Source organism: Pseudomonas sp. PAMC 26793 (genome assembly GCF_000313235.1).
In the GTDB taxonomy this organism is placed as follows: Bacteria; Pseudomonadota; Gammaproteobacteria; order Pseudomonadales; family Pseudomonadaceae; genus Aquipseudomonas; species Aquipseudomonas yamanorum.
This window is the reverse complement of the sequence record NZ_AMXG01000038.1, coordinates 365,153-378,047: the sequence shown is the minus strand read 5'-3', so window position 1 is coordinate 378,047 and position 12,895 is coordinate 365,153. Positions and strand designations below refer to the sequence as shown.

10 protein-coding genes are annotated in these 12,895 nt (G+C 62.1%); 1 reads left to right on the top strand and 9 read right to left on the bottom strand.

All coding sequences use genetic code 11. From position 1 onward, the window contains the following. Nucleotides 1–53: 53 nt before the first annotated feature. Nucleotides 54–386: a YceK/YidQ family lipoprotein gene (locus D109_RS0119180; RefSeq protein WP_026078076.1), complete on the bottom strand. Its 333-nt coding sequence runs from the start codon at nt 384–386 to the stop codon at nt 54–56. Nucleotides 387–543: 157 nt separating this feature from the next. Between D109_RS0119180 and D109_RS0119175 the strand changes: the two genes are divergently transcribed. Continuing rightward, complete coding sequence (locus D109_RS0119175) at nt 544–2,634, top strand: TonB-dependent receptor (protein ID WP_017478302.1); 2,091 nt, start codon at nt 544–546, stop codon at nt 2,632–2,634. A 66-nt stretch (nt 2,635–2,700) separates the two neighbouring features. On the opposite strand, the gene D109_RS0119170 is transcribed toward D109_RS0119175, so the two are convergent. From D109_RS0119170 to glnE, 8 genes are read right to left on the bottom strand one after another with little or no spacing between them, the layout of a single operon-like run. Further along, nucleotides 2,701–4,143 (bottom strand): lipopolysaccharide kinase InaA family protein, encoded by a 1,443-nt coding sequence (locus D109_RS0119170; protein WP_017478301.1) that lies wholly within the window; start codon nt 4,141–4,143, stop codon nt 2,701–2,703. Then, nucleotides 4,143–4,895 (bottom strand): lipopolysaccharide kinase InaA family protein, encoded by a 753-nt coding sequence (locus D109_RS0119165; protein WP_008439156.1) that lies wholly within the window; start codon nt 4,893–4,895, stop codon nt 4,143–4,145. Before D109_RS0119165 ends, D109_RS0119170 begins: the two co-directional genes overlap by 1 nt. Further along, on the bottom strand, nt 4,892–5,626 hold the full coding sequence (locus D109_RS0119160) for a lipopolysaccharide kinase InaA family protein (RefSeq protein ID WP_017478300.1): 735 nt from the start codon (nt 5,624–5,626) through the stop codon (nt 4,892–4,894). Before D109_RS0119160 ends, D109_RS0119165 begins: the two co-directional genes overlap by 4 nt. After that, the gene (gene rfaP / locus D109_RS0119155; protein WP_017478299.1) at nt 5,626–6,432 is read right to left on the bottom strand and encodes a lipopolysaccharide core heptose(I) kinase RfaP; all 807 of its coding nucleotides are present in this window, start codon (nt 6,430–6,432) and stop codon (nt 5,626–5,628) included. Before rfaP ends, D109_RS0119160 begins: the two co-directional genes overlap by 1 nt. Continuing rightward, entirely contained in the window at nt 6,429–7,553 is a 1,125-nt protein-coding gene (locus D109_RS0119150) for a glycosyltransferase family 4 protein (RefSeq protein ID WP_017478298.1), read from the bottom strand. The genes rfaP and D109_RS0119150 overlap by 4 nt, the downstream gene beginning before the upstream one ends. After that, nucleotides 7,553–8,611 carry a lipopolysaccharide heptosyltransferase I gene (gene waaC / locus D109_RS0119145; protein WP_017478297.1) on the bottom strand — a complete coding sequence of 353 codons (1,059 nt, stop codon included), beginning with the start codon at nt 8,609–8,611 and terminating at the stop codon, nt 7,553–7,555. Before waaC ends, D109_RS0119150 begins: the two co-directional genes overlap by 1 nt. A gap of 1 nt (nt 8,612) precedes the next feature. Next, nucleotides 8,613–9,647, bottom strand: coding sequence for a lipopolysaccharide heptosyltransferase II (gene waaF, locus D109_RS0119140; RefSeq protein WP_017478296.1), 1,035 nt, complete (start codon nt 9,645–9,647; stop codon nt 8,613–8,615). Nucleotides 9,648–9,702: 55 nt separating this feature from the next. Next, nucleotides 9,703–12,642: a bifunctional [glutamate--ammonia ligase]-adenylyl-L-tyrosine phosphorylase/[glutamate--ammonia-ligase] adenylyltransferase gene (gene glnE / locus D109_RS0119135; RefSeq protein ID WP_026078075.1), complete on the bottom strand. Its 2,940-nt coding sequence runs from the start codon at nt 12,640–12,642 to the stop codon at nt 9,703–9,705. Between the last annotated feature and the right edge of the window lie 253 nt (nt 12,643–12,895).

Sequence of the window (12,895 nt, the reverse complement as noted above, 5' to 3'; positions counted from 1 at the left end):
TTGGCATAAGTGTGGGCATTCACCCCTGGCCCATACAACCCTACTGGATCCGTTTATGAACCCGGGCGCCAATAGATACTGATGTTGCCATCAGTTCCTTGCCGGTAGACCGTATAGGGCAGGACCACTGTATCAACAATGCCTGAAACCGTTATATCCAATAGAACGAATGGCATCATCACGCCAGTGAGGTCCGGCGCGGCGTGCAGCCGGCAGAAATCAAAGGCAACCCCGCTGTAGACACGGGGAATTGACTGGCAATAGGTTTTTTGCTTCCTGAGCTCACGTGCCGCTGCCGCATCATCGCGCAATACCGTATTGGCCGTTCCACAGCCGCTCAACACAAGGATTCCAATGCTTAGCGCAGCAGTCATTTTTAGTGTCATGGCCGACCCTCTGAATGGCCAGCAACGCTAACATCGACCCTGTTCGTGCCCCAGACCCGCTACACCGCCGCGCCATGTAGGAGGATTCCGAAATGGTAAAAGCTGGCTGAATCGTTAAACTCGCGCACTTTTGTGCGTCATGGATGCTGGTTTACTCATGAAAGTTGTTGCCCCCAAACGCTTCGCCCTGTTGCTTCCCGGCCTTCTGGGACTGTGTAACGGCGCCCAGGCCGACGAGGCTCCGCTGGTCCTCGACCCCAGCGTGGTCACCGGCTCGCGTAGCGCCAGCCCGTCGTTTGACCTGCCTTATTCCGTGGACAGCATCAGCCGCGAGCAAATCAGCGACGGCCAACTGGGCATCAATGCCTCCGAAGCCTTGTCCCGCGTGCCTGGCCTGGTGGTTCAAAACCGCCAGAACTACGCCCAGGACTTGCAGATTTCCTCCCGAGGCTTCGGTGCCCGCTCGGCGTTTGGGGTGCGCGGTATCAAGCTGATCGCCGACGGCATCCCTGCCAGCACCCCGGACGGCCAGGGCCAGGCCGCCACGTTCAACCTCGACACCGCCGAGCGTATCGAAGTGCTGCGTGGCCCGGCCGCTACGCTGTATGGCAGCAATGCGGGCGGCGTAATCCAGATGTTTTCCCGCAATGGCGAAGGCCCGCCGCGCATCGGCGCCGAAACACTGGTGGGCAGTGATGGCCTGAGCAAGAACCACCTGACCGCCGAAGGCGCGGCAGACGGCGCAGGCTTCGTGCTGGATGCCTCGCGTATGGACACCGATGGCTATCGCGACCACAGCAGCGCCCGTCGCGACCAGACCTTTGCCAAGCTCAATTTCGAGCCGGACGAAGACAGCAAACTGGCGCTGATCTACAGCAGCCTGGAGCAAAACGGCACCCAGGATCCGCTGGGGCAGGCGTGGGATGCATACAAGGCTGACCCGCGCTCGGTCAGCACCGCAGCAGAGCTGTACAACACCCGCAAAAGCATCGACCACCAGCAACTGGGGATGAACTACGAGCGGTATTTTGGTGAAGCAACGCTGCAGGTGAATGCCTACACCGGGCGGCGGAGCGTGATTCAGTATTTGTCGATTCCCAAGGGAACGCCCGCCAACGAACGCGGCGGCGGCGTGGTCCAATTCGACCGCAAGTTCTACGGCGGCTCCGTGCGCTGGATGCAGCCCATCGACAGCGTGCCGGGCGAGCTGATGATCATCACCGGCCTGGATTTCGACCAGAGCGAAGACAGCCGCCACGGCTACCAGAACTACAGCGGCACTACCCTTGGCGTAAAAGGCCAGCTACGCCGGGATGAAATCGACACCGCCCGCAGCCTCGACCCCTACATCCAAGCCAACTGGGCCATCGACCGCTGGACCCTGCAAGCCGGAGTCCGCCACAGCACCATGGAACTGGACGTCGACGACCAGTTCTTGAGCAACGGCGACTCCAGCGGCAACAAGACCTACCAGAAGAACACGCCGTCCGTGAGCGTGATGTACGCCTTCACGCCCGACCTGCACGGTTACGTCAGTGCCGGCAAGGGTTTCGAGACGCCGACCCAGGCGGAACTGGCGTATGCGCCGGGCAATATCGAAGGGTTCAACTTCGGCCTGAAGCCGTCCGAAAGTACGCAATATGAAGTAGGTTTGAAGGCGCAGCTGAACGACACCCGGGTGAACGCTGCTGTCTTCCAGATCACCACCGAGGATGAGCTGGTGGTGGACCAATCGAACGGCGGCCGCACCAGCTACCAGAACGCCGGCCGCACCCTGCGTCGCGGCTTCGAACTGGGCATCGAAAGCCAGCTCAGCGAGCAGTGGAGCACCAACATCGCCTACACCCGCCTGCAAGCCACCTACGACAGCGACTTCATCGGCGGCGGCAAACCCGTGGACAAAGGTAACTACCTCCCCGGCGTCCCGCAAACCACGTTGTTCGCCGAACTGAACTGGAAACCCCGGGACTGGGTCAGCACCGCCCTGGAAGGCATGTACCGCAGCAAGGTCTACGTCGAAGACACCAACCAGCAACACGCGGCACCGGGCTACAGCGTATTCAACTGGCGCGCGCGGTTTGAGCAGAAGGTGGAGCATTGGACGTTTCACCAAACCCTGCGCCTGGATAACCTGCTGGATCGCCAGTACGTAGGGTCGGTGATCGTCGGAGACGGCAATGGCCGCTATTACGAAGCAGCGCCGGGACGCTCGTGGTACGCCGGCGCAGGCGCCGAGTACACCTTTTAGAAACTGACATCGAACTTGTGGCGAGGGAGCTTGCTCCCGTTGGGCCGCGCAGCGGCCCCAACCCCCCTAACCCACTGCCTTTGGCAACCGCTGATCAATCACCCGATACAACGCACTGCTCTCAGGCCAGTTACGCATAAACCTTGCCCGATCCCTGGCATATGCCGGAGCGAAGCTGCTCAAGGACGTGTGCTGACACATCGAATCAAGGTCGATCAACGCCCAGCGATCCGTGTGCCAGAACAGGTTATGCCCCTTGAAATCCCCATGGCTGATGCGCTCGCGAATCAGCTCTGCAAACAAATAATCCAGGGCCTGTAATTCGGCCTCGGGCGCTTCGCCACTTTCAACGTACGGCGCAAACCGCTCGATGATGTCCGGCCCTGGCAAGTATTCGGTCACCAGGTAAGCCCGGCCGCGCAGCCACAGGAAGCGCTTTTCCACCAACGCCAGGGGCTTGGGCGTGGCGATGCCGAGGAAGGCCAGGCGATTGCCTTCGCGCCACGAATGCCAGGCCCGGCTCGGGCGCCAGAAGCGCTTGAGCCAATGGGCAAAACCCTTGATGTTGTAGCGTTTGATCACGAGGGGTCGACCGGCCACCTCGACCTTGGCGACACTGGCCGCCCCGCCGGTTTTATACAGGTGGCCCTGATCCAGCAGCGCGTCAGCCTGCTCCAGCACCGGCAGCATCGACGCTTCTTCCTCACGACGGATCGCGCGCAAAGCGAATGGCCCGCGCACCACACTGAACAGCGTGCACTCACGGCCAACCTTGCTCAGGAAATCCTTCAAGCGCCAGGCACTGACTTTACGTACCTGCTTTTGCAGTGCTTCCAGCGGCAAGGCATGTTCGCCATTGCTCAGCAGGTAATACACCAGTAGCTCTTCGGTAAACGGCTCAAGGCCTTTCGGCAACTGTGCGAAAAACACCCCGAGGTTTTCCAGCACCCGATTGCGCGACAGCGGCTTACCCGCCTCTTCGACACAAATCCCGGCGCCATCGATCAAATACAGTTTGCCGCCCTGGCGCAGCAGGTTGTCCAGGTGCAGGTCTTCCTGCCACAGGCCCTTGGCGTGCATCTGCGCAATCGCGCCCAACGCTTCGGCCAGCACCGCCTGCTGCTCGTCAGCCAGCGGCGGCAAGGCTTCGACGGCATGCCAGGCATCGGCGAGGCTGTCGGCACCTTCCAGGAACTCGAACAGCAACCAACCACCCTCACCTTCTTGCAGACCATCGGCCAGCAACAACGGCGTGGTCAGGCCTTGTTCGGCCAACAATCGCACACCCCTGAGTTCACGCTGAAAATGCCGCGCCGCCTTGCTGCCCACCAGCAGTTTGGCCAGCACCGGGCGCCCGCGCCACACGGCTGCGCCGACATAGCGCTGGCCCGGCAATACCCGCAGCAAACTGAGCAATTGCAACTGCCCAGGTCCGGCAGCGTCCGCCAGCTCGATGCTCAAGGGCAGGCTGGGTGTACGGCCGGCATGTTTCAGTTCGGACAAACGCATCAGCGGTTCTCCTTGTGACTGCGGCGGGCCGCCAGGCGCTGGTGCCAGGTAGCAACCAACGCGCTGTCCTGCGGCTGATCCAGATACGCCGCCAACAGCTGGCGCACCTGATCGTCCGACCATTGCGGCGCACGGCGCAACAGCGGCTCCAGGTCCTTGACCCGGTCACGCCAGCCGAACAGCAGCGGGCGGGTTTTCTCCAGGTCGATCAACTGCGCCGCATACCCGTCGCCGGTGGCTTGCAGGAAAATATGCTTGGGATAAAAACAGCCATGCACCTGGCCCACGCTGTGCAACTGACGAGCAAGCTGACCGCAGGCCAGCAGGATTGCCCGCTGCTGCACGTCGCTCAACTCAGACCATTGCTCCAGCAACGAATCCAGATCATTCCAACCATCCAGCGCCCGGGTCAGCAACATCGCCCGATGCTCTCCGGCCACTTTGCGCTCACCGAAAAACGCCGCCTGCAACGCCGGAATACCCAACTGCCGATAGCGGCTGATGTTACGAAACTCGCGGGCAAAACTCGGCTCGCCAAACGGGCGGTGCAAGGTGCGCGTCAGGTAGTTGCTCTGGCGCTTGAGGTAGTAGCCCTGGCCTTCGAGCTCGAGGCGAAACACGCTGCTCCAGCCGCCGCGACTGGTATTGGGCTCGTCCACGGCGTCCAGTTGCTTGGCCCACAGCGCGTCGAAAGTGCCGAGGCCGTTGCGCTCAAGCAATGCTCGATCTTCGGCCGCCAGGAAATCACTCATTCTCGCCCCTCGAAAAACTTCACCACGTGGCGAATTCGCTGTTTGTCCGCCGCGCTCAGGTGTTTGCGCTGACGGTATTGCATGTAGAAGCGCAGGCGCTGGGTAGCCGACAAGTGATACTTGGCAACCTTGTCCAGGCAGGCCAGGTCCTTGGTGATGCGATATTTGAGCCAGAAACCGCGCCAGAAATCGCCGTTGGGGCAATCGATCAGATACAGGGTTTGCTGGTCGTCCACCAACAAGTTGCGCCACTTCAAATCGTTATGGGTAAACCGGTGGTCGTGCATGGTCCGCGTGTATTCAGCGAGCTGGCGACTGACCTTGCTGACCCACACCGGGTCGGACAGTTGCGGGTCATTGCGCTCGGCCAATGCCGACAAGTCTTCGGTCTTGGGCAGCTCGCGCGTGATCATCGCCCCACGGTGATAAGCCAGGCCTTTGCGTTCCAGGCCCCAGGCGATCACGTCGGCGGTGGGAATGCCCCACTTGGCGAAGCGCTTGAGGTTCTGCCATTCAGACTTGACCCGTGGCTTGCCCAGGTAGCGGCGCAACCCCTTGCCCGCGCCGACGTAGCGCTTGACGTAATAGTTGACCCCGCCGCGCTCCACGCGAATCACTTCGGATAGTGGATCGCGGGTCAGCCGCTCGCCTTGCAGGGCGAACACTGCTTCCAGGCTACCAAAGTCATCCGCCAGGGCGGCGTAAGCGGGTTCCAGGTTCCAACCCGCCATCAGAGCGCATCCCCGTAGCGTTGCTTGCGGTCGTAGAGCTTGGCCGCCTTGCGTTCCAGCCAGCCGAGCAAGGCGGCTTCTTCAGCGAGAATCTGGCGCAGTGGCTGCTGGAAGTAACCCTTGAGGAAGCGCAGTTTGTCGCGGCGGGTCAGGCCGATGTCCAGGGCCGAGAAGTACAGCGCGGCCAGGTCCTTGTTGCGCCAGCGCAACGGAATCTTCGAACGCACCTGGGCGCGATGCAGGTCGATCACCGACAGCTTGAAGTCATCGGCTACCAGCGGCTTGTCGGTGTGCAGCAGGAAATGGCAGATGTAGCAGTCGCGGTGGTTGACCCCGGCGCGGTGCATCATGCCGGTCATCCGTGCCACTTCAGCGATCAGCGCATGCTTGATCATAGGCGCCGGCGGTTGCTTGACCCAGTCCATGCTCAGGTCTTCGAGGCTGACGGTCGGCGCCAGCTCTTCGGTGACGATGAACGAGTGCTGGTCCGCCGGGTTGCTGCCCTTTTCGCCGTAAGCGACGGCGGTCATGGTCGGCACGCCCACCTCCTGCAAGCGCTGGATCGCCAACCATTCCTGGCCCGCGCCCAACACCGGCAACTTGGCGGTGATCAGGTTCTTGAGGATTTCGGCCCAGCCGATCCCCCGGTGGATCTTCACGAAAAAGCCGTGGCCGTCCACTTCCGTACGCAAGGTACGGCGGGCATCCAGTTCACGGTACACCTGGCCGTCCAGCTTCTCGACTTCGGCGAACGCATCGCGTCCGGCCCACAGGGTCTTGAACGGTTCGGCAAGAATCAACTTCATCGGTTTGGCTCCGCCAGAATCAGGTCCGCAGCGTACTGCGGCATGCTATAGAGGTCGGCCGTCTCAGCGAAGGCCAGACCATTGCGGCTCCAGGCCGCGCGCGCTTGTGGATCGTCGAGCATATCCACCAGGTACTGGTTGAGCTGGGCCTGCTCGAACGGTTCGTCCAACACTCGGCCATTGCGGGCCTTGTTGATGTAAAACGCGTAGCCGCAGACCTTGCTCACCAGCACCGGGAGGCCGGCGACCACCGCTTCGATCAGCACCATGCCGGCCGCCTCGTTGTACGCGGGGTGGATCAACAGGTCCGCGCCCAGCAGAAAGCGCGGGATATCGCTGCGCCCCTTGAAGAACTGCACCTGGTCGCCCAGGCCCAGCGCTGCACTCTGCAATTGGAATACTTTGGGGTCGTCCTGGCCGATTACAAATAGCCGGGTGCGTTTCTTCAGGTTCGACGGCAACGCGGCCACGGCCTTGAGGCTGCGATCGACGCCTTTGGTCTTGAAGCCCGAGCCGATCTGCGCCAGCAGCAAATCATCTTCGGCCAGGCCGAATTCGCGACGAAATTCAGCGCGGACCTCGGCAGCGTTGGGCGGCGCGCGGCGGTCGCGGGCGATACCCGGCGGCAACAAGTGAAAACGCTCGGCCTGGGTCCCGTAGTACTGGGTAAACAGCTGCTGCTGGTGCTCGGACAACACCATGATCTGCGTCTTGGCGTCCTTGTCGAACACCGCGCGCTCGTATTCGGCAAAGTGTTTGTATCGGCCGAACCAGCGGTACATCGGGTTGCGCAGGGTCTGTGCCTTGTCTTCGAACACACCGTCGGCGGCGAAGTACAGGTCCAGCCCCGGCATCTTGTTGAAGCCCACCACGCGATCCACCGGGCGCTTGGCCAGGTCGGCCTGGATCCAGGCGTAGAGCTTTTCATTGCGCCGATGGTTGACCAACGCCTTGACCGGGGCCACCAGCACTTCGAAGCCCGGCGGCACGTCACCTTCCCAGATCAGCGTGTAGACGCGGATCTTGTGGCCGCGCTGCTGGCACTCCAGGGCAATACGCATGAAGTCGCGCTGCAGGCCACCAAAGGGGAAATACTTGTAGAGGACAAAAGCCAGTTGCATCAGTGTTCCTCAGCCAATAACAACGTGCTTAATCGCGTTGCGACACGCTCAGGGTTCAGGCGAGTGAAACACAGTGGCCACTCGCGCTTGAGATCAAACCGACGCTGGTCTTCGGCAGTCGGTTGATAAGTGCATTTCTTTTGCAGACACGGCGCACACGGGAAATCGCTGGCCAGGTGGACCTGCGCCTTGCCGTAGGCGCCGGTCAGGCCAGGATTGGTGGGGCCGAACAGGGAAATCGTCGGTACATCCAGCGCGGCCGCCAAGTGGCCAAGACCGGTGTCGACCGCAACACACGCCTTGGCACTCGCCAGCACTCGGGCCACGCCCGCCAGGTTGAGCTTGGGCAACACTTCGGCGTTTTTCAGGCCGCTGGCCAAGCGTTCAGCCCGGGCTTTTTCGGCGGCATTGCCCCACGGCAATTTCACGTCCACGCCAAAGCGGTCCATGCGCTCGGCCAGGTCGCGCCAGTAGGCTTCCGGCCAGTGCTTGGTGTCCCAGGTAGTGCCGTGCAGCAGCAGTACAAACGGCTTTTTCGGCGGCAGGCCCAGCAGCTTGTCGACGCTGAGGCCGTAGTCGCCCAGACCCTTTGGAAGGTCATAACCGAGGGCCACGGCAAACAGCTGGCGCAAGCGCTCCACCGCATGCTGCCCACGGGCCACGGCCAAACGACGGGAATAGAAGTGCGCCGCCAACGGTTCGCGAGCCGACTGCTTGTCGAAGCCGGCAACGGGCGCGCGCACGTAGCGGGTCAGCCAGGCGCTTTTCAACAGGCCCTGGGCGTCGATCACCAAGTCGTATTTGGTCGACTGCACGCTCTTTTTGAAGCGCCGCCATTCGCCACTCTTGAAGGTCTGCCAGAGGTTCTTGCGCCAGCGGCGGATCGCCACCGGGATCACCTTGTCCACCGCCGGATGCCAGGTGGGAATTTCGGCGAAGCCTTCTTCCACCACCCAGTCAAACCGGATGCCCGGGATCGCCCGCGCCGCGTCGGTCAACGCCGGCAAGGCATGAATCACATCGCCCAGGGATGAGGTCTTGATTACCAGAACCCGCAACTTAACGGACCTCGACCACAGTGCCCTGCAACCGCTGCAACGCGTCGCTGACAGGTTGCGGCAGCAACTGGCGCAGGCAGTTGTAATGGCCGAAGCGGCAGGTGCGATCAAAACACGGGCTGCAATCCAGGCCCAGGCGCACCACTTCGACCTTGTCGGCCAGCGGCGGGGTAAACCCGGGAGATGTGGAGCCGTACACCGCCACCAGCGGGCGGTTCAGCGCCGCAGCCACATGCATCAGGCCGGAGTCGTTGGACACCACCGAGTCGGCGCAGGACAGCAGGTCGATGGCCTCGGCCAGGGACGTGTCGCCGCTCAGGTTAACGGCTTCTTCCCGCAGGCCCGGGATCAGGCGCTGGCGAATATCCTCGCCCACCGAATGATCGTTTTTCGAGCCGAACAACCAGACTTGCCAGCCCTCGCGAATCTTCATCTCCGCGACCTTGGCGTAATGCTCCGACGGCCAGCGCTTGGACTCGCCAAACTCGGCGCCGGGGCACAGCGCCAGCACCGGACGGTCGAGCTCCAGGCCGAACTTGGCCAGGGCTGCGTCGCGGGTGACCGGGTCGATTTGCAGGCTCGGGCGCGGATACGGTGTAGGCAGCTCGGCACCCGGCGCGTAGGCCAGGGCCATGAAGCGCTCGATCATCAGCGGGTAGCGGGCCTTGTCGAGCTTGCGCACATCATTGAGCAGGCCATAGCGAAATTCGCCACGCCAGCCGGTGCGCTTGGGAATGCCGGCGAAGAACGGCACCAGCGCCGATTTCATCGAGTTGGGCAACAGGATCGCCTGATCGTACTGGCCGACCAGGGACTTGCCGATACGTCGACGGGTCGCCAGCTCCAGCGCGCCGTGGCCGAGCGGGAAGCTCAAAGCCTGACGCACCTCGGGCATACGCTCAAGAATCGGCCGGCTCCACTCGGGGGCGAGCACGTCGATTTGGCAGTCGGGATGGCGTTGTTTCAGGCACTGGAACAGTGTCTGTGCCATCACCATGTCACCGACCCAACTGGGCCCAACGATCAGAATATTCATGTAGTTTCCACAAACGATACGGGGAGGCTCATGCCTCCCCGCCTTATATAGTGTTTCAGCTTAACCCCAGTTCATGCCAGATTCGCTGCACCTGGCGCCGTTCGTCAGCGAACTGATCCCCGGCAACGGTCCCGGCCTCGTTCTGCAAGGCCTGGCGGTGAGCGGCGGAACGGTAGGCTTTATACACCTCGCGCAGCAAATGGGCATCGGCGGCGGGCATCAGCCCGACCTGCTCCAGCCCTTCCAGAATGCGGATATTGTCGGTGTAGCGCAGCAACGATGGATGTTGCGCAGACCACGCCAAAGCCGCGTATTGCACCATAAATTCAATATCGACGATACCTCCGGCGTCCTGCTTGAGGTCGAACGCCACCGTGGGTTCGAAGGCATTCGCCGCCGTTCCCGCCGCCGTGGACTTGGTGCCGAGGTTGTCGCGCATCTTGGCGCGCATCTCGCTCACCTCCTGACGCAGCTTGTCCAGGTCCTGTGCACGGCCCAGCACTTGCGCCCGCACCTGCTCGAAAGCACGCCCCACATCCTGACTGCCTACCAGCACCCGCGCACGTACCAGCGCCTGGTGTTCCCAGGTCCAGGCTTCGTTTTCCTGATAGCGCGCAAAGGCGCCCAGGGAACTCACCAGCAAACCGGATGCGCCCGAAGGCCGCAGGCGCATGTCCACTTCATACAACTGCCCGGAGTTGGTCTGGGTGGTCAGCAAGTGAATGATCCGCTGGCCCAGTCGGGTAAAGAACTGCGCACCGTCGATCGGCTTGGCGCCGTCGGTTTCGGCCTGGGGGTCACCGTCATGGATAAACACCAGGTCCAGGTCCGAACCATGCCCCAATTCGATGCCGCCGACTTTCCCATAACCGACAATGATGAAGCCAGGATCGCACAAGGTGCCGTCCACCCGTTGCGGTGAACCGTGACGGGCGACGGTCTGGCGCCAGGCCAGGGCCAGCACCTGTTCGAGGATGGCTTCGGCGAGCCACGTCAGGTAGTCGCTGACTTTCATCAGCGGCAGGCTGCCGGCGATTTCCGAGGCGGCCACCCGCAGGCGGTGGGCCAGCTTGAAGTGACGCAAGGCCTCCATCTGCTGCTCAAGGTCGTCTTCGGGGATGCGTGTCAGGCGCTCGCGCAACTCGGCGGCCAGTTCCGGCGCCAGCGGCGGCTTGAACAGGCGGCCTTCGTTGAGCAATTCGTCCAGCAGCAGCGGGAAGCGGGTGATCTGTTCGGCAATCCACGGGCTGGCGGCGCACAGGGTCAGGAGGCGACGCAGGGCGTCAGGGTTTTCCGTCAGCAGCACCAGATAAGCGGAACGCCGGGCGACGGCTTCGACCAAGGGCAGGACGCGCTCCAGCACCAGATCCGGGTTGGCGTGCTCGACAGCCTGGGCCAGCAGGCGTGGGATAAACGCATCCAGGCGCTCGCGACCCAATCGCTGCATGGCACGCAATTGTGGACTGCTGCGCAGACCGGCCAAGGCTTTCAAGGCCTTGGGCGCGTCGGCAAAACCACCCTCCTGCAACTGTCGGCAAGCCGCTTCTTCGTCCTGGGACTCCTCCCACAACGGCAACCACTCACCGCCCACCACCAGCTCGCTCTCTTCGCCCTCTTCTTCATCCGGGTCGGCAATCACCTGGCGGAAATGCCAGTCAACTCGCCCACGCCAGTACATCAGGCGCTCATGGAACGCGGTCCAGTCCGGGAAGCCCATCATGAAGGCAATCCGCGCCTGGTCTTCGGTACCATCCGGGAGCATCTGCGTCTGGCGATCGGCAATCGCCTGGATCGCGTGTTCGGTGTAGCGCAGGAATTCATAGCCATCGCGCAGCTCGGCAATCACCGCCGGTGGCAGGTAGCCCTGGCCTTCCAGGGTGCCCAGCACATTTAACAGCGGGCGTTGTTGCAGGCTCAGGTCGCGGCCGCCGTGGATCAGTTGGAACGCCTGGGCGATAAATTCGACTTCACGGATGCCGCCCGAGCCCAGCTTGATATTCTCGGCCATGCCCTTGCGCCGCACTTCCTGCTGGATCAACTGCTTCATGGTGCGCAGCGCTTCGATGGCGGAGAAGTCCAGGTAACGCCGGTAGACAAACGGTCGCAGCATGTCGAGCAGTTGCGCGCCAGCCACCTGGTCACCCGCCACCACCCGCGCCTTGATCATGGCGTAGCGTTCCCAGTCGCGGCCCTGATCCTGGTAGTACTGCTCCAGCGCATTGAAGCTGAGCACCAGCGCCCCGGCTGAACCGTAGGGCCGCAGGCGCATGTCGACGCGGAACACAAAGCCGTCGACGGTCATCGGGTCCAGGGCCTTGATCAGTTTTTGACCAAGACGGATGAAGAACTCCTGGTTATCCAGCGAGCGTTTCACGCCCACGGTGTCGCCGCCTTCGGGGTAGGCAAAGATCAGGTCGATATCGGACGACAGGTTCAACTCCACGGCACCGAGCTTGCCCATGCCGAGGATGACCATGTGCTGCGGCTCGCCGCTGCGACGGCCGGTAGGCGTGCCGAACAGGACGCAGTGGCGCTGGTACAACCACTGATACGCCTGGTCGATGCTGGCGTCAGCCATGTCCGAGAGATCACGGCAGGTTTGCACCAGGTCCGCCTGTCGGGTCAGGTCGCGCCAGATGATCCGCACTTGCTGGCGGGTGCGCTGGCGTCGCAGAACGCGGCCCAGCTCGTCTTCCGTCTGGGCTTGCTGCACGGCAGCCGCAATCTGCCCGCACAGCTCGCCGGGGGCAAAGCCGCGGTCCAGCTCGCCCCAGGCCACCAGTTCCAGCAACATCAAAGGGTCACGAACACTCTGTTCAATGACGAAATCACTGGCGGCGCACACACGGGCGAAGTCAGCCCACCGTTGCGGCGTCCACTCAGAAAGGCCATTATCGCCGTCCAATCCGGCCACGGCGTCACGAAATGACTGCTCGGCCCGCTTGGCAAATGGAAGCAGGATGGCCGGTAGTTCGGCCTGCATGGGAAGGCTCATGGTCTATCCTTGATCGGCGCGTAAAGGGCTTGTAGCTGTGAACGCAAGAACCACGCTCGGTGAAGGACTGTCGAACAAAGGTTAGAAATAGCTGAAAATTTTTCTTTTTTGGCAGTCAACATCAAATCTCTACCCTTTCTTGTTCGCAAAAGATCAACAATAACGATTATGCTCGCCAGCTAGACCGAGCAATCCGCTCAGTCTTGTGTAGTTTTACTACTCGTATATACATTCGAAAGGCTGAAATGGCCGA